This is a genomic window from Lwoffella lincolnii (genome assembly GCF_002014765.1).
Lineage (GTDB): Bacteria > Pseudomonadota > Gammaproteobacteria > Pseudomonadales > Moraxellaceae > Psychrobacter > Psychrobacter lincolnii.
On record NZ_MUYT01000003.1, the window covers coordinates 1 to 24,317 of the forward strand.

Consider the following 24,317-nt stretch of genomic DNA (forward strand, 5'->3'; position numbering starts at 1 on the left):
TATCGCATTTAACAATTGCCTTATATCCACCGCCTGAAGGCGGTGGATATAAGGCAACGGAGGATAAAAAAGTACGATGTCTTGATACAATCTTAATACAAATTGTTATATACTTAAAAACTGTTATACGCTTAAAAATTGTTATATGCTTAGAATGAGTGTTTATCAGTTTCACATCATCAGCGTTTTGGCTTAGCTTATCTATTTTCAACGCTCATTTATTTTCAACAAAGAAAGTTTAAAGAAGGGAGTCTTTTATGAAATTTTTCACTCAATCCGCCATTGCCCTTGCCACTTTTGCGCTGACCACTGTTGTCATGGCGAATGACCCACTTGCCGATACCATGTGGCAAACATTTGATAACGGCAAACCCAAAGCCACCGTTCAAATCACCCAATCTGGTGATACTTTCTCTGGTAAAATTATTGACACCAACCGTGAAGAGGGTAAAAAATTCGTTGGCACAACCGTCTTTACAGGCTTAAAAGCTGATGGTAATGGCAAATACAGTGGCGGTAAAATCACTGATCCAGAAAATGGCAAAACCTACAAAATGTCTGCCACTCTCAAAGCAAATACCTTGGCAGTGCGTGGTCATTTAGGTCCATTCCATCGCACACAAAACTGGAAAAAGAAGTGAAGTTTTAGGACATATTTCTAATAATCGCATCTTTAATAACCGCACCCCTAATAACATTGCATCAATAATATTGCGTCAGTTTTAACATTGCGTCAGTTTTTAATCCAATGTTTAACCCAACGCCATATGATGCCCTTTTTTTATCTGATGCTAAGGAGAGCAACATGCTTATCGGCATTCCAAAAGAAATCAAAAATAACGAAAACCGTGTCGGTCTTACCCCAAGTGGCGTTCATGCGTTGGTCGCCTTTGGTCATACCGTAAGGGTTGAGACCAATGCAGGCAGTGGCTCACAGTTTGCTGATGCTGACTATGAAGCGGTCGGAGCAACCATCGTACCCAATGCTTCCATGGCATGGGATGTGGACATGGTCATTAAGGTCAAAGAACCGTTGCAAACTGAGTATCCATTTTTTAAAGAAGGTTTGACGCTATTTACCTACCTGCATTTGGCAGCAGAAGCCCAGTTAACCAAAGCTTTGGTAGATAATAAAGTTACAGGAATCGCTTATGAAACGGTACAGTTGGCAGATGGTTCATTGCCACTTTTGACCCCCATGAGTGAAGTGGCAGGGCGAATGAGCACACAAATCGGTGCTCAATTTTTACAAAAATTTTATGGCGGTAAAGGCATCTTACTTGGCGGTGTGCCAGGGGTACAAAAAGGCAAAGTTACCATCGTGGGCGGTGGGGTTGCTGGCACAGAAGCCGCCAAAATGGCGGTTGGTTTGGGTGCGGACGTAACCATCTTAGATTTAAACCCAAGACGCTTAAAACAGTTGTCTGAGCTGTTTGGCAACAGTGTACATACCTTAATGTCTACCCCATTGAACCTTGCCCAATGTGTCAAGCAGAGCGATTTGGTCATCGGAGCGGTGCTTATCCCAGGGGCATCTGCTCCCAAACTGGTTACCGATGCGATGATACAATCTATGCCAGCTGGTGGTGTGGTGGTGGACATTGCCATCGATCAAGGTGGCTGTTTTGAGACCACCGATCGCATCACCACCCACGATGACCCCACTTATACCAAGCATGGCATCATTCATTATGCCGTTGCCAACATGCCAGGGGCTGTGCCACGTACGTCCACCATGGCATTGTCTAACGCTACGTTGCCTTATGCCCTTGCTTTAGCAAACAAGGGTTATCGACAAGCCTGTCAAGACGACATTGCCTTGATGAAAGGCATCAATACGCTTGGCGGTGAAGTCACTTATCAAGCGGTGGCAGATGCATTAGGATACGAGTATGTGAATGCCAAAGAGTTGCTTTTAAGCCATTAATACCCATCGACACACACCCATCTAAAACAAAAACAAAAGACACCACATAAAATACATCACATAAAAAACCCAATGCCGTGCGCATTGGGTTTTTTGTCATTGTATGAATCTGCCATCAAGTGAAATGACGGCAAATTACGGTGTTGTGGTTGAGTTGTTTGAGCCATCACCACCTGATAAAGTGTCATTCATTGTTATTGTTATTGTCATTGTCAGTGGCGTGGTTGGTGTCGGTTGAATTTAAGTCCACTTCACGGTCAATCACCCCACTCACCACTTCTTTAACCGCATTACCAGCCACATGAATGGCATCATTCACTTTGGTGGTGTCTGCAATGGAAGTTGAGCCAGATTCTCCATTGCCAATCACCGCAACAGACTTACCATCTGACATCACACCAAATTCAATGCGACGGTTGCGAAAGCGACCTTGTTCAGTTGAATTATCAGCAATCGGCTCTTCTTGACCTGCACCGATGGTGGTTAGATGCTCAGCATTGATGCCTTTTGATATCAAATATTCTTTGACAGAAATTGCTCGACGTTCTGATAAGTCTTGATTATACGATGCTGGACCTTGTGTGTCAGTATGTCCTGTAATTTTTAGGTGAGCATCTGGTAGTTTTTGCAAAAGTTCAGCGGCTTTATCCAAGATGACTTTATTTTCTTCAGGGATAATGGCTTCATCAACCGCAAAGTTAATGATTTGTAAGTTCAAAGCACGGATTAAGTCATTGATGTTTGGAGCAGCGGTTAAACGGTTTAAGGCAGCTTGTGAAGCGGTGATGCTTTGATTGACCGAATCGCCTATATTGAGGTCAGGCTCAGCTTCTACGATGAACGCTGGCAACAAAGCTTGTAATTGAGCAACCAGTTTATCACGAGCATCGGTATCTGGTGCATTGACACGGATGGTCTCACCTACGATGCTGATGCTGGCATTGGGTACGCCTTTGACCACGCTTAAAATGTCAGTGAGTTTATCCCCAGCAGGCATGTGGGTGGCGAGATTTGAGTCAATATCAACCATCAGTTTGTCAGCTGCTGGTTGCCCAAAGACATTGACAATGGCGGATTTGATGCTGTCAACAACACCTTGATCACCTGCGGTAACCGTGGCGGTATAGACATTTTCGCCTGTTTCATCGACGGACAGACGTAACACAGAAGGTGATTCATTCACCATCTCTTCAATAGGAGCAACCGTTTGGGCAGATTGTTCGGTGGCGGTTGCCACAGGAGTGCTGGTTGTGGGTTCTTGACAACCTTTTAACAACGCCCATGCCAATGCACCCAAGATAATCAAGCCAATGATGGGCAGTAAAGCCTTCATAAAACTGCCAGATGGCTTTTTGGTTTTGACCAATGGGTCGGTTGAGATGGTTTCAGAGATGCGAGAATCAGCAGGCTCTGGTGTGACATGAGCGGGCGGCGTTACGTGGGCAGTTGCTGTGCTGGCAGTACTGCCCAACAACCCTGCTGGTAACATCGCCAATGCCCAATTCGGAATATGATCAACAAACGCCGTATTGTGATTGTCTTGACTGTGTTGTAAGCCACGCAGATAAGTTGGGACAGGCGTTTCTCCTGCCAATGCTTCTACTTCTTGCACCACCAAAGGTGAAGCGGCTGCCATCATCTGCTGTACGCTGTTAATCTCCAACCCATGATTGATTGCCAACTGCTCAGCCACATATTTTGGGTCGTCTGTATTGTTCCAGACTATGGCATCAAGCCCCGCATTTTCTGCCACCAAATTTTCATCTAACAGCTTAGCGTACGTGTTGTCATCTGCTAAGCGTGCCAAAAAAATGGCATAGAATTGCTCAAGCATGGAAGTTTCACTGCTGGCTGTGGCATCAGACAATACAGCAGGGGTGATGGTGTTTGATAAATGGTTGATGATATTCATGCTAACTCCTTAATCATAAAAACAAGAATCATAAAAATAAGACAACAATGAGTTAATGGGTGGTTGAATGGTTGATAGCTGGCTCAGCAACGATGGTTAAGTTCGCCAAATCATCTAACTCTTGAGTAGACATGCCACCATAACCATGGTTATTGTTCATAGGCTGGGAATTGCTAAGGGGATAAATCAAATCGCCACTATCCCCAGTGTTCATTTGGTCATTAGGCACAACATTCATATTTTGCATATTTTGGTTCATTTCTTGATTAAATGGCATGTCATTCATCATATCAGGTGTTTGGGTCATTTCTGCATCATCATTCATGCTTGACATGTCTGTGATGTTGAGCGAACGCTGGTTAAGTGTTGGTATGTCTCGATACCAAGCCAAATCACCTTGAGTCTGATTATAAACAGCAAACTCAATACGACGATTGCGAAAACGTCCTTGCTCAGTTTCGTTATCAGCAATTGGATATTGCTCACCCATGCCTTTGACCATCAGCTTACTGGCATCGACACCTTTGGCGACCAAATACGCTTTGATTGCTGTTGCACGCTCTTGTGATAAAGCCACGTTGTGGGCATTATCAGCAGTGGCATCGGTATGCCCCATGATAAGCAAGCTTATGTTAGGCAGACCTTTGATGATGTCGGCAGCTTTATCAAGCAGTGGCTTATTGACTTCAGGAATGATTGCTTTATCCATGTCAAAATTAATCACCTGCAAGCTCAATGCACGAGCCACATCAATGGGATTTGCATTGCTTGACAAACTTGCCAATGCAAGCCTTGATGCTTCTAGACTTTGATTGATTTGGGCTTGTGAATCTAAGGGTTTGGCAGCCAATACTTGAGCGTTATTTGCCAAGGCTTGTACGTCATTAACCAACTGTTGCAATGCGGTAGGATTGGGCGCATTTAACACAATTTGATTGTCCGAAAATTCTGCCGTGGCAAATGGCACATGTTTCATCATTGCTAAAATGCTTGCCACTCGATCCATCGCAGGCAATTTGGTGTCATAGCTTGGCGACACATCAAAGAAACAACGGTTTGATGACAGGGTAAACACATTTTCCACCGCCTTTATCAGCTCAGATTGGATAATGGAATTGGCAACACCACCACGACACGCATACAGCTCACCTGATGCCCCAATGGTTACGGTGAAGTTGGCAGGTAACAAAGTGACTGCCACAGGGGCAATGTTTGGCTGACTGTTGCTATTTGGTTGGGCAAGTGGTTTAGGGTCTTTTTGTAAGTAATGCAAGGCTGTCCAAGCCAATGTGCCAAGCAACACCAAAGCCAAAATGGGCAACAATGCCTTGATAAAACTGCCTTGTGGACGCTTGTAGGTAGGTGGCGACTGTGGGTATGCCTTTTGTTGATATGCCACTTCTGAGACAGGCTCTACTGTGGGCTTGGGCTTACTGGTCATATTTGAGACAGCATTTGAAGCAACGTTTGAAGTGATGTTAGGGGCAACACTCCCCAAAAGATAAGGCGGTAACACCATGTCCGCCCAAACAGGCAAATAAGGACGGATTTGTTGCACGTGTCCTTTTAGATAAGTGGCAACAGGATGGCCCCCTGCCAGCGATTTGATATGTCGATACGCATTTGGCGTAACGGCATCAAGACAATCATCAACCGTCATTTTATCAACATCATGGGCTTGTGCCAGTTCAGTGCTGATGATGTTACGTTCAGTGGCATTCCAAAGTTGAGCATAAACATCACCATCATTTGCCATCATGACTTGCTCAATTCGTGTGGCAGTTTTATCATCTGTCAACAATGTGGTCAACAACGCATAAAACCCATCTAACATATACGACAGCTCAGTGTCTGACAATGTTGTCTCTGGCTGAGCATGTTGTTCATTGAATAAGGTTGGCGTTACCGTCTGTCTTAGATGACCGACAATGTCTGTCATCGCATCTGTTGTCATATTATCCATTTATTAAAGATTATCCAGTTACTAAAGCCAATTAACCAAATTTCACATTAACCAAATTTCACAAAGTCAAAAAACCATCGTTAACAAAAACCATCGTTAACAAACATCATTGACGATTAATGACATAAGATACCCTAATTCTCAATAAATTTCGTTATGATACAGTAAGTAAACCGTCATAATACTGTTACCATGGTTGTAAAAATCAGCAAAAAACCACCAAAAAAAAGCCACCAAATTTGTCAGCATGTTTTTTTAGAATTCTTTTTTAGCTGATTGCCCTTAATTTTTAGGAGATTATGTGCCAAATCATACCACCATCATCATCATCGTTACCGTCATCGTCAGCCTGATGGCTTGGCAAAGTCGTGCTTTATACAATCAGTTGATATTTAACCCCGTTTGGGTAAGCCAAGGGCAATGGCATCGCTTAGTCACTTATGGTTTAATCCATGCAGATGGCACGCATTTGTTATTTAACATGTTTACTTTGTATTTTTTTGGGCGTGCCATTGAGCAGTTTTATAACCAATATGTGTCAGGTTTTGGGTTTGTGGTGTTTTATGGGCTTGCCATCATCGCTTCGATATTACCCAGTCACACCACCAATAAGGGAAAGTTAAATTATTTTAGCCTTGGTGCTTCTGGTGGGGTATCAGCGGTGCTGTTTGCGTATATTTTAATCAAACCTTGGAGCATGTTGTATCTGATGGCGATTATCCCAATCCCTGCCATCATATTTGCCGTCGCTTATGTGGCTTATGGCCTATATGCCAATAAAAAAGGCAATTCACGCATCAATCATTCTGCCCATTTGTGGGGCGGTGCGTTTGGGGTGGTTGCCACCATTGCCATCAATCCCAACATTATGTTGCACTTTTTTGATGAGTTAATGCACCCCAAATTTTAACATCAGGGTTTAACATCGTGTTTTAACATCGTGTTTTAAAATCGTGTTTTAAAATCGAAGTTTAACATCGTGTTTTACAATCACAAGCTTAACATAAGATTTTAAGCTTGTGATGTGGTTGTTTTATTTTTTGTTATGGTCGGTGTTGATATCGGTATTTATATTTACAGTGTTTGCATTGATTTATCCAGCAGTTGGGTGATAATGATGAATCATGTCGTCAGATGTTTTTTAAATGACAACAAGGCATCAAACCATCAGCAAAAGGAAGATAGGCATGGTTAAAATTCGAGAAGGCTTACCTTTGGTTGACGGACAGACAGCACTTGCTGACAGTGCCAGTTTGACCGCTCAATTTGTCTATGATTCTCGCCAACCTTTATTTCATGTATCTAAAAGTAACACACAGGTTGGGTCAAGCAAAACCGATGCTAATGGTCATCATAAGATGACGTTGTCGTCATTTCAGTGGTCGTTTATTGGCGATGGCAATCATGTTGTTAAGCAATGTACGTATCCCACTTTTTTAACCATGCTGTCTTCTTTGAATTTGCCATATGGGGCATCAGCCACAGGTGTTCACGGGCAAAATGCTCACGGGCAGGGCATTCACGAGCAGGGTGGTGATGGCCATTTGCCAACCACTCATTTAAATACCGCTTCTATTGATATCCAAGCATGGTTGGATAAGGTGGCTCAACGCATTCATCAAGATAATCTGACTCAGTTACATGCCGCTTTGGAGCTGGTCAAAAAGGTGAATGCCGTCAGCCACAACCAACGTTCTGGTGTGTATGCCACAGGCATTGGCATGGCGGATATTTTAAGCTATTTATATCATGATGAGCGGGCGTTGGTCGCTGCCATGCTGTTTCGCAGTGTGCGTAAAGAGTTGCTTAGCCTGCAAGAAGTACAAGCGCATTTTGGTAAAGAAGTTTGCCAACTGGTACAAGACACCTTGGCGATGGGACAACTGACCGAAGCCATCGAAAATAACAAACGCCTAGAAGACCATTTTATCAACAACCACCGTGAACAGCTCACCAACATCTATAGCATGCTCATCGCTGTGACCAATGATGTGCGAGTGGTGTTGATAAAGCTTGCTGAGCGTACCTTTGCCATGCGAGAGTTATCATTTGCCAGTGAAGCCAGACAACAGCGTGTTTCTCGTGAAGTGATGAACATTTATGCCCCACTTGCCCACCGTTTGGGCATTGCTCAAATCAAATGGGAACTTGAAGATTTGGCATTTCGCCACCTTGCACCAGAACGCTACAAACAAATCGCCAAACTGCTGGCAGAAAAACGCAGTGAGCGTGAAGATTATATCGAACAAGTGCGTAGACAACTGTTACAAGCCCTTGAGCAATCAGGCATTCAAGCCGATGTCAGTGGTCGAGTGAAGCACATTTATTCGATTTATCGCAAGATGAAACTCAAACAGCTGTCCTTTGACCAACTATATGACATTCGTGCCTTACGAGTGCTTGTCAATAGCAACAGTGAGTGTTATCACGTTTTGGGATTGGTGCATGGACTATGGCGACACATTCCTGAGCAATTTGATGACTACATTACCAACCCAAAATCCAACGGCTATCGCTCACTGCATACCGCAGTGATTGCCAAGCATAAATCACTGGAAGTACAAATCCGCACCCACACCATGCACTATGAAGCTGAGCTTGGTATGTGTACCCATGTGACCTATAAAGAAGGGGGCAAAAATGATGCTTATCTCAATCAACGCATCAACTCATTACGACAACTGTTGACTACCAACAAAGACCACCCACAAGCCAATATCAACATCAACTCAGTCACTGACAATGCGTCAGCACCATTCACCCTTGACAATCAACAGGACAACCACCAACCTGACAACCGCCAAATTGACAATCATAACGCAGAAGAGCAACTGGCTGATTTTGAAGAATTCGAACGCATTTATGTGTTTAGCCGTGATGGTGACATCACCGAGTTACCCAAAGGAGCAACCGTTCTGGATTTTGCCTATTATGTGCATACACAAGTGGGCAATCATGCTCAAGCTGCTCGTGTCAATCAACGATATGTGCCACTGACTTATGAACTAAAAACAGGTGAACAGGTAGAAATTATTACCAAATCCAACCGTGAGCCTAACCGAGATTGGCTAGTACCCTCACTTGGCTATATTCATACCAACCGAGCCAGAAGCAAACTTAGACAATGGTTTAACAAACTTGACCGCAGTAAAAACATCGACATCGGCTGGCAGATACTTACCAAAGAGTTGGAGCGATTGTCCGTGCATGCCAACAGTGTGAATCTTGCTGGCCATATCGAACATTTTCGAGTAAAAAGTTCAGAAGATATTTTGGTGGGTTTAGTAACAGGCGACATCAGCTTACATCAACTCACCAACCAAATTTTAAAACAGCTGGACTTAACGCCAGAGCAAGACCATCGGAATTTTAAACCCAGCATTCACCCAAAAGCGACTGGCAAGCTGGATGCTTATCAAATCTGCGTTGATGGATTAGACAACATCGATATTCATCTGGCAGGTTGCTGTCAAGCAGTCAGAGGTGAGCCCATCGCAGGATTCATTACCCAATCTCATGGTGTCAGTATCCATCACCGAGGCTGTCCTGAATACGCTCGCTTGATTGAACGTGAGCCTGAACGTCAAATAGATGCCACTTGGTACTCAGAACAAGGCAATTTGCAACCTGTAGAAATCTTTATCGAAGCTTACGACCGCCGTGGTCTGCTCAAAGACCTAACACAAGTCATTGATAAAGAAAACATCAACATTCGTAAAGTAGACAGCGTCAGCACCGATGAAGACATCGCTGAAATGCGTATTCATTTGGAAGTAACAGGATTGGCACAATTATCCAAACTACTTGCCAAGCTTGAGCAACAGCATGGCATTTTGCAAGCTTACCGTGCGGTTAAATAACAGCATGTTGTTAAACACATGTTGTTGTTAAATAACAGATAGCTTTTCACATTAACATTAACATCAAGCAATCCCCATCAATATGCCTGAATTACCTGAAGTTGAAACCACCAAAACCAGCTTAACCCCACTTATTGGCAGTAACGTTATCCGTCTGCAAGCATATCAACCAAAGCTTAGGTGGCAAATGCCAGCAGATTTATCACAGCTGACACAGCACCGTCTGACTGCCATTCATCGCCGTGCCAAATATTTATTATTAGACTTTAACGGACAACACCCACGTTCGCTGATTGTCCATTTAGGCATGTCAGGCAGTCTACAACAGCACCCACAAGGGTTTGATAAACGTAAACATGACCATCTTATCATCGACTTCATCAATACCAAAGGACAAATCACCCAACTACATTACCATGACCCAAGGCGTTTTGGGGCAGTGTTATGGGCAAAAGATTATCAACATAAATTGCTTGACCATTTGGGTGTTGAGCCATTAAGTGATGACTTTACCGCTCAATATCTACACACGCACATTCATCGTCTTAACCACACTGATGATGGCACTCAAACAACCCAGCCAACACTCAAAACGCCCATAAAACGAGCGATTAAATCCGTCATTATGGAACAAACGCTGGTTGTTGGAGTGGGCAACATTTATGCAACCGAAAGCCTGTTTTTGGCAGGCATTCACCCTGCCACACCTGCTTATCTGCTGTCTTTAGCACAGCTTGAAACATTAGTAAGTCATATAAAAACCATCTTAGCCCAAGCCATCGCCAAAGGTGGCTCTAGTTTGCGTGATTTTACCGTTGCCAATGGAGTAACAGGTTATTTTCAGCAGACACTGTTGGCTTATGGGCGTGAAAATCAACCCTGCCCCACTTGTGCCAAACCATTATCTAAGCAAAAAATCAACGGACGTGCCAGTGTGTACTGCTCAAACTGTCAGCCCCTTTATGGATAAATCACGGATAAATAACAAGTAAATAATGGGTAAATAACAGCGTGGCAATGTCTTTAAATCATTGCCTATGACTCACTGCTGTCAATTTATTAAAAGATTGTTACTTTTCTGCTTGCCATGACTGGCATAACTTGGTTTAATAAAGGCAATCATTTGTAAGTTCCTATCATTGTCAATCTTATCATTGCAATTAGGAACACACCCTAAATACATTGTCAACCCATCACAAACACATCATAGGTATTTTATTTAAGGATAACACCATGTCAAAACGTACCTTTACTCGCATTACAACTCACATCGCACTTTCCACAAGCTTAGTCACTGGCATGTTACTTAGCTCAGCATCTCAAGCTGCCATTGAAATCAATGAAAACGACTTTGGTCCTACCTATGAGTCCATGGTGGTGGATACTGTGGTAGGTAAGCCTTTGCAGTTGGTCACAGCAGTGGCAGGCACAGTCGCTTATGTGGCGAGTCTTCCCTTTTCTTTTGCTGGTAACAATCATCAACAAGCTCAGCAAAAACTGGTCAGCGAACCTTGGGAAGCAGCATTACAACGTTGCTTAGGTTGTACCGTTGCTGAAGACAAATACTACAAATCACAAGACAGCAATAACAACACTGTACGTCTTGTTGTTGACAAACCATCTGAAGTCATCATCAATACCAACGATACCGTGGTGGTGGTTGACTAAGGCATTAAAATCAACCACAAAAACCAACCGCATCAAAAAAGCCAACGTCATTTAACGCTGGCTTTTTTATTGATAAAACAATCCAATTAACTGTCTTTTTTACGACCATGGCGTTTACGCTCATTTTCGCTCAGATAACGCTTACGGATACGCACCGATTCAGGTGTTACCTCAACCAACTCATCGTCTTCAATAAACTCTAACGCCTGCTCAAGGCTAAACTTAATCGCAGGGGTTAAGATGATGTTTTCATCACTGCCAGACGCACGCACGTTGGTTAATTGCTTGGCTTTGGTTGGGTTAACCACCATGTCATCACCACGAGAGTTGATGCCAATAATCATTCCCTCATACACTTCCAAACCTGGCTCAGCAAACAGCTTGCCACGTTCTTGTAAGTTAAATAAAGCATAACCCAAGCAAGTACCTGATGTCATTGATACCAGCACCCCATTAATACGACCACCCACATCACCCACTTTTTGAGTGCCATAATGTGAAAAGCTAGATGTCAAAATTCCCGTACCTGATGTCATGGTCATAAATTCAGAACGAAAACCAATCAACCCACGAGCAGGCATCACCGCCTCGATACGCATTCGACCTTTGCCATCTAGCTCCATGTTAGTCATCTCGCCTTTACGCAAACCGATTTGCTCCATCACTGAACCTTGATGCGCCTCTTCAATATCAAAAATGACATTTTCAAAAGGTTCTTGTTTTTCACCATCCACCTCTTTGATAATCACTTCAGGACGTGATACCCCAAGCTCATAGCCTTCACGACGCATGTTCTCAATCAATACGGATAAGTGCAACTCACCTCGTCCAGAAACCTTAAATTTCTCGGCGGTGTCAGTGTCTTCTACTCGCAAAGCCACATTATGAATTAGCTCACGCTCAAGACGCTCACGAATGTTGCGTGAAGTGACGAACTTACCTTCACGTCCTGCAAATGGTGAGTCATTGACCTGAAAAGTCATAGAAACGGTTGGTTCATCAACGGTTAATGGGGGCAGAGCTTCAACCTCACTTAAATCACATATGGTGTCTGAAATATTGAGCAAATCTAACCCTGTCACACAAACAATATCACCTGCTTGGGCATTATCCACATCCACACGCTCAAGACCATGATAACCCATGATTTTTAAGATACGACCATTGCGTTTTTTGCCATCTTTATCAATCACCACAACAGGCGTGTTGGTCTTAATAGAGCCTCGTTGAATACGCCCAATGCCAATCACCCCCACAAAGCTATTATAATCAAGGCTTGAAATTTGCATCTGAAACGCCCCTTTTGGGTCAACTTGGGGTGGTTGTACGATGTCCACAATGGTCTCAAACAATGGGGTCATGTCATCAGCAAGCTCATCAGCCTGTCTGCCAGCCACACCATTTAATGCAGACGCATAAACAATTGGAAAGTCCAATTGTTCATCGGTTGCCCCCAAATTATCAAACAAATCAAACACTTGATCCATCACCCAATCAGGACGAGAACCCGGTCGGTCAACTTTATTAATCACCACAATGGGTTTAAGTCCTTGCTCAAATGCCTTTTGGGTAACAAAGCGAGTCTGTGGCATCGGGCCATCTACTGCGTCTACCAACAACAACACACAATCAACCATTGACATGACCCGCTCAACTTCACCACCAAAGTCAGCGTGTCCTGGGGTATCAACGATGTTAATGCGATATTCTATGCCATCTTTTGGGTTGTGCCACTTAATGGCAGTATTCTTAGCCAAAATGGTGATACCACGCTCTTGTTCAAGGGCGTTTGAATCCATGACTCGCTCAATCTCACCAGTTCTTTCTCCCAGTGTGCCTGATTGTTGTAATAATTTATCTACCAGTGTGGTCTTACCATGGTCTACGTGAGCAATGATTGCGATGTTACGCAGATTTTGAATGTCATTTGCCATAAATACTCTTAAAAAATACGCTTAATAAAATATGCTTAAAACAAGGGTGTATAAAAAACAGCGGCTAGTATAGCATCTTAATGAGATAAAATGATGACAATATGTCATGCACAATAAAAAAACGCCCTCAAATGAGGGCGTCTTTCATTCATACCAGCACATGCAATTTATTAGCACATGTGGTTTGGCGAATGACCGAACCAAGACCAAACCATTACTGAATCATATCTTTGGTTTGTTGTACGGTCACTGTCTTATCGCCACTGATGACAGCATAAACACGACGGTTCATGGCGCGACCTTCTTCAGTGTCGTTAGGAGCGATTGGGCGATCATAGCCATAACCAACTGTACTCATGCGGTTAGGTGCAACGCCGAATTCATTGACAAGCATTGACTTAACAGCGACAGCACGAGCTTCTGACAGACGTTGGTTGTAAGCAGCAGAAGGACCTGTCTTAGAAGCATGACCTTCAATGCGTGCGGTTGCGTTTGGATATTCACCCATTTTTTCTGCCACTTTGGCAACTTCTGGGCGGAATTGTGGCTTGATGACCGACTTATCATTATCAAAGAACACACGAAGCTCCATGTTCAATTCGTCAGCAACTGGCACTTCAATCGGACAACCACGGGCATCAACAACCAAGTTACGTGGTGTGCCAGGGCAAGCATCAAGTCTGTCAACCACACCATCACCGTCAGAGTCGATGTCCACTGGCTCTTCCACAACAACCACTGGTGCAACAGGCACTACTGGTACTACTGGATCGACAGGAGTGACTGGAACAGGTTCGGCAACAGGAGCATCAGGAACAGCAGCACCTAAATGACCACCCAAAACCACTTCAACACCTGCCAATGCCATGCCTTCCCACCAGTTATTATCAAAGTTGTGGATGGCACGAGCTTCACCACGTAGGCTTAAAGCATCATTAACACGATACATTGCACCAAGACCTAGGTTACCGATGGTGTCTTTAGATTCGGCAACTTCAGTACCAGCAGTAATATTTCCATTTTTGCCAGTTTGTGTGGCTTGATTTGTACCTGTGTTATAAGCTTTTTGATTTTCTACAGAAATTTTAGATTGACCAGCACCCACCAACACGTATGGCTTAAATGGGCTGTCAGTCACGCCAGTAAACTGTTCTGTACCAATTAAAAGGTTACCAGATAAAGTTTGTTGTTCAACATCAAAACGATTTTCAGGAGTTTTTGCTGATTCTTTAGAAGCTCGACCTTCAGTATTGCTAACACCGTATTCTACTTGGAATTGGGTAGATGGAGTCAGCTCAACACCTAGTGCCACTCCAGTGTATAATCCACTTTGTTGAGCAATGCCACCATTTGGGGTTGAATCCGATTGTTGTGGTTTTAAATCTTTACCTGTGTTAAATATTTTGCGTTGCTCTTTATGAGCTTGATTGGCATAGTGGTAACCAACCTGTGGAGTAACAGTCACACCAGCTTGAGCTGCTAAAGGAACGGCAGATGCCGCCAAAACAGCCATTGCGATTTTATTGAATTTCATGGAATTCCTCCAAATTAGATTAAATCAGATCATCATTCATCATGACTAAGTGTTACCAAATCTTAGGTTACTAAGTTTTAGCAAGTTTTAGTGACTGATGGCAAACAATCTCTTGAGAGATGACACAACGGCTAAAGTTTAGCCTTAATAAGCACAGAATACAACACTTTGTGAAGTAAGGGTACAGATAATTACATTATTATAATATACTGAATTATAATATGCTGACAAGCACAAACAGTGTACTTGATAAGACAAACAGCCTTGCATTTATCTGAAATTTTAAATCCATTGTAGCAAAATTGGCTTATTTTTGAGCATCGGCATACAAATAGTAACGAATTTTTTATATAAATACCACTGTTTCGTTTACATATTGGGTGATATCTTGCTATTATTGTATTAGCTTGACTTCAATAATGTGAGATTTCGATAAATAACAAGAACATCACGTTCTCATGTCTTCCATGCTCAATCATAAGCCACAGTATCAAAAACCACACTCACCCAAGCCATTTAGTCATAGACAGTCTAAGCGTACAAGCCCATTAACCCTTATCAACCCCATTCAAGGCTTTACTTTAATTGAGATGATGGTAACGGTGGTGATTTTGGCATTGGTGGCGGTGATTGCGTATCCTTCTTTTATGCGCCAGCTTGCCAATATGGAAGCTCGGCGTGTGGCAAATCTGATCAGCACGTCATTATCAAGTGCAAAAGTTAATAGCTTTACCACACGAAAAAATGTGTTTGTTTGCATATTAGATGACAGTGGAGCTTGTCATCGTGATGGACAGCATGCGTTGCTGTTGTTTGATGACATGAACCGTGATAACCAATTTGATGTTCATCAAGACCGTGTGATTGAACAGCATCATTTGGGCTTAAAATACGGCCATGTGATGTTTCGGGTATCATTGGGGAAGCATTACGCCAAGTTTTGGGGGGATACGGGTTTACCTAGAGGTCATATTGGACATGTCAGTTATTGCTCAAATACTGCTTTTAATGACAACCATTATCAGATTTCGTTTAACACGCAAGGCATTGTGCGTTATAAGACCGCTCCCCAATATGCGTTAGATTGTTAGTTGATGTGTTCTGCTGTTTATTGGTATTGATGTCTGCGTTTATGTCTGTGTTTGTTTTGCCAGCATCACCACATCTGCCAAAAATCCGTCCATATCGCATACTTGTGGCATATACCCCCATTGTACAAACTCAAGCCGTTTAAATAACGCCAAACTTGGCTGATTGTGAGCAAAAATCAGTGCCACCACGTTTTTGATGCCAAGTCCAGAAGCTTGCTGTAACATCCACGTCAATAAGGTACGACCGATGCCGTTTTGTTGATAATCAGGGTGCAGATAAAGGCTAATTTCACTGCTGATGTGATAAGCAGGACGAGCATACAAATCGCTAAAACTGCCCCACCCTACCAAACGCCCTTTACCCCCATCAACGCCATTATCTAATTGCTTAAGCACATAAATAGGACGCTTAGGATTGTGCAAATGCTCATGAAACCAAGCGGTACGCATGTTGGTACGGATTGGGGTTAAGTCTGCGGTGATTGATTTGCTGGGAACAGCCATGTTATAGATGGCGACAATGTCGGTAAGGTCATCGATAGATGGTAAAAAAATACCCATCTTATTTGGTGGTTGACCAGACTTAGTTGATGATTGATCAGATAAACCAGTTTGCCAGTGATATAAGCAATTGTTTGTATTTTTGGACGATGGCATGTTTTTAGATAATGGCATGTTGTTTGTGTTAAGTTGGGTATGTTGGGAAAAATAGCCTATAATACGCCATATTTTTGTCATAACCAATGTCATACTGTCATCTCACCCTACAATCTTACCCCATAATCTCACACTGTATAGCCACATGATACCCACATGCAAATCTTACTATTATCCGACTTATTAGCCAGCAACCAATCTGCTCAATCACTACCGTCATTGCCACTGCCTTGTGTGCTGACCATTGGTAATTTTGATGGGGTGCATTTGGGGCATCAGACCATGATTTATCAAGTACTCGATACGGCAAACTCACAGGGTCTTGCCAGTGCGGTGATGGTGTTTGAGCCACAACCCAGAGAGTTTTTTTCACCCAGCAATGCCCCTGCTCGTTTGACCAATTTGGCAGAAAAACAACAGTTACTATCGAACTTGCAACACAATGGCAAGGGATTGGATTATTTGATTGTGGCAGGGTTTGATGATGCATTTCGTTCGTTGTCTGCCAATGAGTTTGCTCAGATTCTGCTTAAACAACTGAATGTCAAAATTTTGGTGTTGGGTGATGATTTTAGGTTTGGACATGACCGCACAGGAGACAGTGAATTTTTACGTGCGTTTGGCTTTGTTGTCAATAATTTACAAACCATTAAAGACATGAATAACGATAACCGAATCAGCTCAACCCACATTAGAGCGTGTTTGGCAAAGGGTCAGTTAGACCATGCCCATGCACTGCTTGGGCATGAATATTTTATGTTAGGGACGGTAACCGATGGGGATAAAATCGGGCGGACATTGAACTTCCCCACCGCCAATATTGCCTTAAATCGGCTAAAACCTGCGGTGCATGGTGTGTTTGGTGTGTCTGTGAGGGCAACCGATGGTACGGATTTATCAAGCCTAGGCAAACACGGCAGTACTGGGCTGGTGGGTTTGAGTAAAGGCAGTTTGTTTGGTGCATGCAATGTTGGCACTCGCCCAACGCTTAACCAACAATATCAATGGCGACTGGAGGTGCATTTTCCTAAGTTTGATGGTGATTTATATGGACAAGAGTTACTGGTTACTTTTTTGCATTTTTTGCATGGGGAGAGACGTTATTCATCGCTTGATGCGTTAAAGGCTGGGATTGATGCAGATGTACACGCTTTGTTGGCATGGCGTGAAGGGCCAGCATGGCATGAAAGGTTGCGTTGATGCGTTTTTAACTTCAGTTTTTAACGTCACATCAAGCCACGTTAAACGTGGCTTTTATGATGGATTTTTTATGGTTTTTTATGATAGATGGCTATTTTTGACAAATATAACCTTAGCTTTTTAATACGTCTGCCATGGCATTTGCCACATAGTCGATGTTGTTGGTGTTTAAGCCTGCCACACACATGCGAGAGTTACTGACCATATAAATGCCAAAGTCTTTTTGTAGGCGTTCGACTTGTTTGGGAGTGAGTCCTGTAAAGCTAAACATGCCGTTTTGCTCGGTGAGATAGTCAAAGTTCTGCTCAGGAATTTTGGCTTCTAACGTGGCTTTGAGTTTTTGTCGCATCTGTTTGATGCGATCACGCATGTCATAAACTTCACCCAGCCATTGTTGATATAATTCATCATCATTCATGACGATGTCAACGACATGTCCACCATGTGATGGCGGGCTTGAATAGATGCGACGCACGGTAAATTGTAGTTGGCCAAACACTCGTTCGGCTTCATCAGCGGTGGGGCAAACCACTGACAGACCACCCACTCGCTCACCATAAAGCGATAAGTTTTTAGAAAATGAGTTACTGACGATAAGCGTCATGCCCATGTCCACCGCTTTGCGAATGGCATAAGCGTCACTGTCCATGTCTGTGCCAAAACCTTGATAAGCAATGTCCATAAAAGCAATCAGCCCACGCTGCTTGATGACTTCTAGTACGGTATTCCATTGCTCTTGTGTCAAATCACGCCCTGTTGGGTTATGACAGCATGGATGCAATAAAATGATGTCATCTTTATCCAAGTTTTGTAGATAAGCAATCATATCGTCAAATTTGACACTGCTGGTGGCTTTGTCGTAATAGGGGTATTTATGAACTTCGATGTTACTGCCTTCAAAGATGGCAATGTGGTTACCCCATGTGGGGTCGCTGACATGGCATTTGGCATGGGGAAACCATTGATGCAAAAACTCCGCTCCCACTTTTAATGCTCCTGAACCGCCAATGGTGGCGATGGTGGCGACACGCTGTTCTTGTAGCACTTGAGCATCTTTACCAAACAACAGATTTTGACATGCTTTGCGATACCCAGCCAGCCCTGCCATTGGCAAGTAAGGGCGTGGTTGTACGGGGTCAGCAAGGCGTTTTTCAGCGGTTTTGACGCATTCTAGGACGGGTAATTTACCGTCTTGAGTGTAGTACACGCCCACACCAAGATTCACTTTATCCGCTTTGGTGTCATTTTTGAATTGTTCCATCAACCCCAAAATGGGGTCGCCTGCATAAAAATCGACATTTTTAAACATGGTATCTCCTTGAACTTAATGGCTAAAAAAATATAAATCAGTTTAACATTGAAATCAACGGCTGTTTTTTATGATGATAAAACCTTAACCCCGACCTTATCGCCCATTTGTGGTATCGGCCAAGACCCATCAGCCGTCGCAACAATGTGGGCATAGACCATCTCTTGGTTGCCCAGTTTAAGCTGACAAAGATGATACGCCCCTTTAAACTCAGTGTCTACTACCGTGGCGGTGGTGGTGTGGGCATGATGAGCAACACCGTCAGCAATATTGACCACTTCTAGCATTTCTGGACGTAAGAGCAATTTGCCTGTTTGTTCTGTTTTGCCTTGTTCTGTATCGGTAAAATAAGGATATTGCGAACCAAGTTTGCCTAGGACAGTTTGATAGCTGGTGCTTGCATCATTGCCACTGATTGGTGTGGCATTAAGCCAAGACCCTTGACCGATAAACTGTGCCACAATCTGTGTCTTGGGTTGATGATATAACTCACTGGGAGTTGCCCATTGTTGTAGCACACCATCGGCTATCAGCCCCACCTTATCCGCCATGGCAAAGGCTTCTTGTTGGTCATGCGTGACCATGATGGCTTGAGTGTCTTGTTGCTTTAACAGCTCTCGCACTTCTTTGGCAAGGCTGGTTCTTAGCTCAGCGTCAAGACTGGAAAACGGTTCATCTAGCAAAATCAGTTGTGGCTTAGGAGCTAAGGCTCTGGCAAGTGCCACACGTTGTTGTTGTCCACCTGACAGCTCATGTGGGTAACGGTTATGGTAAGTGTCTAAACCGATAAAATCCAAAAGCTCAGCAATGCGTGTCTGCCTATCGGCTTTGCTAAGCTGATGCAAGCCAAAACCCACATTATCCGCCACGGTCAAATGTGGAAATAGGGCATAATTTTGGAACACCACACCAATCCCACGCAAGTGGGCAGGGACAGACACCGACTGACTGGGGGTGTGGCTAAACAACACCTTACCATTAAGATGAATGTCGCCTTGGGTGGGTGTTTCAAAACCTGCCATACACCGTAATGCACTGGTTTTACCACAGCCTGATTGCCCTAGTAGACAAGCAATCTCACCTGCTTGTAATTCAAAACTGACATCAGACAGCACTTGTTTTTGCCCATATGCCAAGGCAAGATGTTTGACTGATAAACTCATGAACGATACTCCGCTTTTGCAAACACAATCACAGGCACCAAACCTGCCAACACAATCACCAACGCAGGCAAAGATGCTTCGTTAAACTGCCCTTCCATGGTATACGCATAAATCCGCACTGCCAACGTATCCCAATCATAAGGGCGAGTCATCAGTGTGATTGGCATCTCTTTCATGATGTCCACAAACACCATCAGCAGGGCAATGCCCAAAGAGCCTTTTAACAGCGGCAAATACACCTTGGTAATCAATCGATGACCAACCACGCCAAGACTCACCGCTGATTCAGTCATGCTTGGCAAAATACGCTCAAAACCACTCTCCACACTTGACACCGCCAATGCCAAAAAGCGAATGACATACGCCACAAGCATCACAAGCAGTGTTCCTTTAAAAATTCCTGTCATATCCTCTGACAAAGACAACCGCTCAATCAACCAATTATCCAGTCCTGCCACAGGCACAAACACACCCAACGCTAAAATCGCCCCTGGAATGGCATAACCCAACGTCGCCACACGAGTCGCCACTTGGGCAAAACGGCTGTTATCCGTTCGCTTTGCCATTACCAATAACAACGCCACCACTGCCGTTAATCCTGCTCCCATCAGACCAATCAGCACCGAATGCCACATTGGGTTCAATAAAGCGTGCAATGATTGCCATTGCCAATCTGCCACCGCCCACACCACCAACTGACCCAAAGGCAATAAAAACCCCAAAGTCAGCACAAGCACACAATACAAAGTGGCAAGCCATGCCTTTGTTCCCTGTAATGGCTTAATGCTTGCCTGTACCGACTTATCAATGGCAAAACGTTGCCCACCACGAGTCACCTGCTCCAAAAACATCAACGCAAATACAAACACAATCAACAGCGATGCCAACTGCTTGGCAGTCTCAATAGAAAAAAAACCATACCACGCCTGATAAATCGCTGTGGTAAACGTCTCCACCCCAAAGATAGACACCGCACCAAAATCCGCCAACACTTCCATCAACGCAAGCATCAACCCACCCAGCACCCACGGACGAGCCATCGGTAAGGCAATCTTCATCGCCGACTGTTTGGGCGACAAACCCAAAGACGCACCGACCTCTAAAGACTGCTGCCCCATGCTCAAAAACGCATTGCGAGCAAGCAAATACACATAAGGATAAAAGGTCAAAATCATCACCACCGATAAGCCCCAAATGTTACGCACATCAGGCAACCCCTGCTCAAACCCATGTGCTTGACGCAGATAGGTACTTATCGCCCCTGTGTAATCAAACATGCCCACCTGCACAAATGCCAGCACATACGCAGGTACGGTTAATGGCAACATCATCGCCCAAAACAGCACCCCACGAAGTGGAAAACGATACATTGCCGTCAGCCAAGCGGTACTCACTCCCACCAGCAACACACCGACTGCTGTCATTAATAGCAGTATTAGGGTATTTTTCACCAACAACGGCAACTGATAATCGAGTAAAAACCCCCAAATCTCCTGGTCAAACTCACCAAATGCCAGCATAATGACTGACAACGGCATCAGCACCAACGCCATACATAGCAATAACCACACTTTGGGTAATACACGCATAACTCATCAAACCTAATATTTATTATCTTTTCATTCAGACACAAAAAATCACAATATAAAAATGAATGATAATTATTATTGTTCATCAGTATGAGTTATTATATACTAGCTTAAATTTAAGTAAAATCTTTATCTTAAACCACGCAAGCTCATTACAAAACAAAACCCTTTGTGATGACACGCATTTTTATCCATCAAGGAGACAGTGATGTTAAAGAAAACACTACTTGCCATTTGCACATTGGGCGCTTTAACCCCTGCTTTTGCCACCGAATTGGTATTGTACTCTGCTCGTGCCGACACCCTACTTAAGCCGATTGTGGAAAAGTACGAACAAAAAACAGGAGTCAACATTAAGTTGGTCAACGACAAAGCAGGCCCACTGATTCAAAAGCTACAAGCTGAAGGCAGTAACACCCCTGCCGATCTTTTAATCACCGTCGATGGTGGTAACCTTTGGCAAGCGGCTCAAACTGGCATCTTAAAACCAGTCAACTCAAAAGTATTAGAGGCCAATATCCCGGCACAATTTCAAGACCCTAAAAACCGCTGGTTTGGCATGTCTGTGCGTGCCAGAACCATTTTTTATAACCCACAAAAAGTCAACCCATCTGAATTATCAACCTATGCTGACTTGGCAAGCCCAAAATGGCAAGGCAGACTGTGCTTACGCACATCAGATAACGTCTATAACCAATCATTGGTTGGTACCATGATTCAAAACCTAGGTCGTGCCACCACCGAAAAAGTGGTGAAAGGTTGGGTCAGTAATTTAGCAACCACCCCATTTCCTAATGACACCGCCATGCTAGAAGCCATTGACGCAGGTCGCTGTGACGTGGGCATTGCCAATACCTATTATTACGGTCGCCTACTGAATAAAAAACCAAACATCAGCGTCAAGCCATTTTTTGCCAACCAAAATGGCAAAGGCACACACGTCAATGTTTCAGGCATTGGGTTGGTGAAATACAGTAAAAATCAAGCAGAAGCCCAAAAGTTCATGGAATGGCTAAGCGGTCCTGAGGCCCAGAACTTATTCGCTGATTTAAATAACGAATACCCAGCCAACCCTCGCATCAGCCCAGCCCCCCATGTGGCAAAATGGGGTTCATTCAAACAAGACATCATCAACGTCTCTGTTGCAGGCCAAAACCAACGTCAAGCCATCATGTTGATGAAAAAAGCAGGTTATAAATAATCTGAATGTGATTTCATTTAAATTTGACTGACAACCGTCATAAAAAAAAGCCCAAAATGATTTGGGCTTTTTTTATGACAATAAAATTTTTTGTTTGTGATGAGTTCAAGTTAAAATAACCCATTGTTACAAATGGATTGAACAAGACTTAACCACTTGTTATCCACCCAAATCCGTGAATGGCTTTAATCCGTGAGTAACTTGACATGAGTAATTTGAATCCATGGGGCAACTGTAAATGATAAAACCGCACAACACCACGTTAAACGATGATGAGTTAAGCGACAATGAGTTAAGCGACGATGAATTGGCATTATACGCTCGGCAAATCCTACTTGATGAATGGGGTTTAAAAGCCCAGTTACGACTGAAACACGCCAATGTGTTAGTTGTTGGTGTGGGGGGGCTTGGGTGTCCTGCTTTAGAAACTCTGGTAAGGGCAGGTGTGGGGCATCTTCTGTTGATAGATGATGACAAGGTACAACTGAGTAATCTACAACGACAAAGCTTATTTTATCCAGATGACATCGGCAAGCCTAAAGCCCAAACGGCTTGTCTTACCTTAAAAAAAACCAATCCTTATGTTGAGATTCATGCCATTTGTCAACGATTAGATGATGGGCTGGCTCACCAATTATTTGCCCACTCAGCCACCCATGCAGACAATAGATTTGACGTCATATTAGACTGTAGCGATAATTTTGCCACTCGCCGACTGCTTAACCAGTTAAGTGTCAAGCACAATATCCCCTTGTTATCGGCATCAGCAATTGCCATGAACGGTCAATTGGCGTTATTTGAGCCTGCAAAAAATACGGGGTGTTATCACTGTATTTTTGGGCATACCACACCCATTGAACAGACTTGTGCCACATCAGGGGTTTTGGCCAGCACACCTGCATTTATGGGACAGCTACAAGCAAATGTGGCATTACAATTTTTGGGACGTGGCATCAATCCATTGGTAAATAAGTTGTTATTATGCGATGGACAACGCATGAAGATACAAGCCATTTCTTACCACAAGCAAGCAAGTTGTGATGTTTGTGGTAGTGTTTTCGCTGATGTGCCACTTTAGAAGTACATGGCTCAATATTTATAGCCATTGGCATGATATCTCCTATTGGTGTTTTTTGATAATCTCATCGTATGTTTGGTTTGATTTGATTTGTTTTCATCTACTTGCAAAGACGTGAATCGCCAACGAACCACAAACCAATCAGAAGCGGTTATGTTTGTTAAAACAGTGCCATATTTCTAAACAAGCTTCGTTTATCACAAGCTGATTTCTTAGAAATGGGTGATGACC

18 protein-coding genes are annotated in these 24,317 nt (G+C 43.5%); 10 read left to right on the forward strand and 8 right to left on the reverse strand.

Annotated elements, in window-relative coordinates:
• The first annotated feature begins 257 nt into the window (after positions 1-257).
• Both B0682_RS02025 and ald read left to right on the forward strand, forming a co-directional pair.
• Entirely contained in the window at positions 258-641 is a 384-nt protein-coding gene (locus tag B0682_RS02025) for a DUF2147 domain-containing protein (RefSeq protein WP_078306453.1), read from the forward strand.
• Between the two features lie 164 nt (positions 642-805).
• A complete protein-coding gene (ald, locus tag B0682_RS02030; protein WP_078306454.1) occupies positions 806-1,927 on the forward strand; it encodes an alanine dehydrogenase in 1,122 nt (373 codons plus the stop codon).
• Positions 1,928-2,111: 184 nt separating this feature from the next.
• Here ald and B0682_RS02035 read toward each other — a convergent pair whose 3' ends face one another.
• Both B0682_RS02035 and B0682_RS02040 read right to left on the reverse strand, forming a co-directional pair.
• On the reverse strand, positions 2,112-3,839 hold the full coding sequence (locus tag B0682_RS02035; protein ID WP_078306455.1) for an OmpA family protein: 1,728 nt from the start codon (positions 3,837-3,839) through the stop codon (positions 2,112-2,114).
• Positions 3,840-3,891: 52 nt separating this feature from the next.
• Positions 3,892-5,793, reverse strand: a complete 1,902-nt coding sequence (locus B0682_RS02040) for an OmpA family protein (protein WP_158077839.1) — start codon at positions 5,791-5,793, stop codon at positions 3,892-3,894.
• A 361-nt stretch (positions 5,794-6,154) separates the two neighbouring features.
• Here B0682_RS02040 and B0682_RS02045 point away from each other — a divergent pair, with 361 nt between their 5' ends.
• From B0682_RS02045 to B0682_RS02060, 4 genes are all read left to right on the forward strand, one after another.
• On the forward strand, positions 6,155-6,712 hold the full coding sequence (locus B0682_RS02045) for a rhomboid family intramembrane serine protease (protein WP_078306481.1): 558 nt from the start codon (positions 6,155-6,157) through the stop codon (positions 6,710-6,712).
• A gap of 277 nt (positions 6,713-6,989) precedes the next feature.
• Entirely contained in the window at positions 6,990-9,662 is a 2,673-nt protein-coding gene (locus B0682_RS02050; protein ID WP_078306457.1) for a RelA/SpoT family protein, read from the forward strand.
• 82 nt (positions 9,663-9,744) lie between these two features.
• Complete coding sequence (gene mutM / locus B0682_RS02055; RefSeq protein ID WP_078306458.1) at positions 9,745-10,632, forward strand: bifunctional DNA-formamidopyrimidine glycosylase/DNA-(apurinic or apyrimidinic site) lyase; 888 nt, start codon at positions 9,745-9,747, stop codon at positions 10,630-10,632.
• Positions 10,633-10,895: 263 nt separating this feature from the next.
• Positions 10,896-11,330 carry a hypothetical protein gene (locus tag B0682_RS02060; protein ID WP_078306459.1) on the forward strand — a complete coding sequence of 145 codons (435 nt, stop codon included), beginning with the start codon at positions 10,896-10,898 and terminating at the stop codon, positions 11,328-11,330.
• An 86-nt stretch (positions 11,331-11,416) separates the two neighbouring features.
• Here B0682_RS02060 and typA read toward each other — a convergent pair whose 3' ends face one another.
• Together typA and B0682_RS02070 are read right to left on the reverse strand one after the other, a co-directional pair.
• Positions 11,417-13,264, reverse strand: coding sequence for a translational GTPase TypA (gene typA / locus B0682_RS02065; protein WP_078306460.1), 1,848 nt, complete (start codon positions 13,262-13,264; stop codon positions 11,417-11,419).
• Positions 13,265-13,478: 214 nt separating this feature from the next.
• The gene (locus B0682_RS02070) at positions 13,479-14,798 is read right to left on the reverse strand and encodes an OmpA family protein (RefSeq protein WP_078306461.1); all 1,320 of its coding nucleotides are present in this window, start codon (positions 14,796-14,798) and stop codon (positions 13,479-13,481) included.
• A 458-nt stretch (positions 14,799-15,256) separates the two neighbouring features.
• Here B0682_RS02070 and B0682_RS02075 point away from each other — a divergent pair, with 458 nt between their 5' ends.
• Positions 15,257-15,889 (forward strand): pilus assembly FimT family protein, encoded by a 633-nt coding sequence (locus tag B0682_RS02075; protein ID WP_078306462.1) that lies wholly within the window; start codon positions 15,257-15,259, stop codon positions 15,887-15,889.
• 39 nt (positions 15,890-15,928) lie between these two features.
• On the opposite strand, the gene B0682_RS02080 is transcribed toward B0682_RS02075, so the two are convergent.
• Positions 15,929-16,450 (reverse strand): GNAT family N-acetyltransferase, encoded by a 522-nt coding sequence (locus B0682_RS02080; protein WP_078306482.1) that lies wholly within the window; start codon positions 16,448-16,450, stop codon positions 15,929-15,931.
• A gap of 252 nt (positions 16,451-16,702) precedes the next feature.
• On the opposite strand from B0682_RS02080, the gene ribF reads away from it, so the two are divergent.
• Positions 16,703-17,746, forward strand: a complete 1,044-nt coding sequence (gene ribF, locus B0682_RS02085; protein ID WP_078306463.1) for a riboflavin biosynthesis protein RibF — start codon at positions 16,703-16,705, stop codon at positions 17,744-17,746.
• A 112-nt stretch (positions 17,747-17,858) separates the two neighbouring features.
• Here ribF and B0682_RS02090 read toward each other — a convergent pair whose 3' ends face one another.
• The 3 genes from B0682_RS02090 to B0682_RS02100 form a co-directional block, all read right to left on the reverse strand.
• Positions 17,859-19,055, reverse strand: coding sequence for an amino acid aminotransferase (locus B0682_RS02090; RefSeq protein WP_078306464.1), 1,197 nt, complete (start codon positions 19,053-19,055; stop codon positions 17,859-17,861).
• Positions 19,056-19,123: 68 nt separating this feature from the next.
• Positions 19,124-20,218 carry an ABC transporter ATP-binding protein gene (locus tag B0682_RS02095; RefSeq protein WP_078306465.1) on the reverse strand — a complete coding sequence of 365 codons (1,095 nt, stop codon included), beginning with the start codon at positions 20,216-20,218 and terminating at the stop codon, positions 19,124-19,126.
• A complete protein-coding gene (locus B0682_RS02100; protein WP_078306466.1) occupies positions 20,215-21,807 on the reverse strand; it encodes an ABC transporter permease in 1,593 nt (530 codons plus the stop codon). Before B0682_RS02100 ends, B0682_RS02095 begins: the two co-directional genes overlap by 4 nt.
• A 208-nt stretch (positions 21,808-22,015) precedes the next feature.
• Between B0682_RS02100 and B0682_RS02105 the strand changes: the two genes are divergently transcribed.
• A complete protein-coding gene (locus B0682_RS02105; protein WP_078306467.1) occupies positions 22,016-23,008 on the forward strand; it encodes an extracellular solute-binding protein in 993 nt (330 codons plus the stop codon).
• Positions 23,009-23,246: 238 nt separating this feature from the next.
• Positions 23,247-24,086, forward strand: a complete 840-nt coding sequence (locus tag B0682_RS02110; RefSeq protein ID WP_078306468.1) for a HesA/MoeB/ThiF family protein — start codon at positions 23,247-23,249, stop codon at positions 24,084-24,086.
• The last annotated feature ends 231 nt before the right edge of the window (positions 24,087-24,317 follow it).

What these genes read in the sequence shown, in the direction of transcription:
- B0682_RS02025 (WP_078306453.1), top strand. Translation starts at nt 258, where the DNA reads ATGAAATTTTTCACTCAATCCGCCATTGCCCTTGCCACTTTTGCGCTG.
- ald (WP_078306454.1), top strand. Translation starts at nt 806, where the DNA reads ATGCTTATCGGCATTCCAAAAGAAATCAAAAATAACGAAAACCGTGTC.
- B0682_RS02035 (WP_078306455.1), bottom strand. Translation starts at nt 3,839, where the DNA reads ATGAATATCATCAACCATTTATCAAACACCATCACCCCTGCTGTATTG.
- B0682_RS02040 (WP_158077839.1), bottom strand. Translation starts at nt 5,793, where the DNA reads ATGACAACAGATGCGATGACAGACATTGTCGGTCATCTAAGACAGACG.
- B0682_RS02045 (WP_078306481.1), top strand. Translation starts at nt 6,155, where the DNA reads ATGGCTTGGCAAAGTCGTGCTTTATACAATCAGTTGATATTTAACCCC.
- B0682_RS02050 (WP_078306457.1), top strand. Translation starts at nt 6,990, where the DNA reads ATGGTTAAAATTCGAGAAGGCTTACCTTTGGTTGACGGACAGACAGCA.
- mutM (WP_078306458.1), top strand. Translation starts at nt 9,745, where the DNA reads ATGCCTGAATTACCTGAAGTTGAAACCACCAAAACCAGCTTAACCCCA.
- B0682_RS02060 (WP_078306459.1), top strand. Translation starts at nt 10,896, where the DNA reads ATGTCAAAACGTACCTTTACTCGCATTACAACTCACATCGCACTTTCC.
- typA (WP_078306460.1), bottom strand. Translation starts at nt 13,264, where the DNA reads ATGGCAAATGACATTCAAAATCTGCGTAACATCGCAATCATTGCTCAC.
- B0682_RS02070 (WP_078306461.1), bottom strand. Translation starts at nt 14,798, where the DNA reads ATGAAATTCAATAAAATCGCAATGGCTGTTTTGGCGGCATCTGCCGTT.
- B0682_RS02075 (WP_078306462.1), top strand. Translation starts at nt 15,257, where the DNA reads ATGTCTTCCATGCTCAATCATAAGCCACAGTATCAAAAACCACACTCA.
- B0682_RS02080 (WP_078306482.1), bottom strand. Translation starts at nt 16,450, where the DNA reads ATGGGTATTTTTTTACCATCTATCGATGACCTTACCGACATTGTCGCC.
- ribF (WP_078306463.1), top strand. Translation starts at nt 16,703, where the DNA reads ATGCAAATCTTACTATTATCCGACTTATTAGCCAGCAACCAATCTGCT.
- B0682_RS02090 (WP_078306464.1), bottom strand. Translation starts at nt 19,055, where the DNA reads ATGTTTAAAAATGTCGATTTTTATGCAGGCGACCCCATTTTGGGGTTG.
- B0682_RS02095 (WP_078306465.1), bottom strand. Translation starts at nt 20,218, where the DNA reads ATGAGTTTATCAGTCAAACATCTTGCCTTGGCATATGGGCAAAAACAA.
- B0682_RS02100 (WP_078306466.1), bottom strand. Translation starts at nt 21,807, where the DNA reads ATGCGTGTATTACCCAAAGTGTGGTTATTGCTATGTATGGCGTTGGTG.
- B0682_RS02105 (WP_078306467.1), top strand. Translation starts at nt 22,016, where the DNA reads ATGTTAAAGAAAACACTACTTGCCATTTGCACATTGGGCGCTTTAACC.
- B0682_RS02110 (WP_078306468.1), top strand. Translation starts at nt 23,247, where the DNA reads ATGATAAAACCGCACAACACCACGTTAAACGATGATGAGTTAAGCGAC.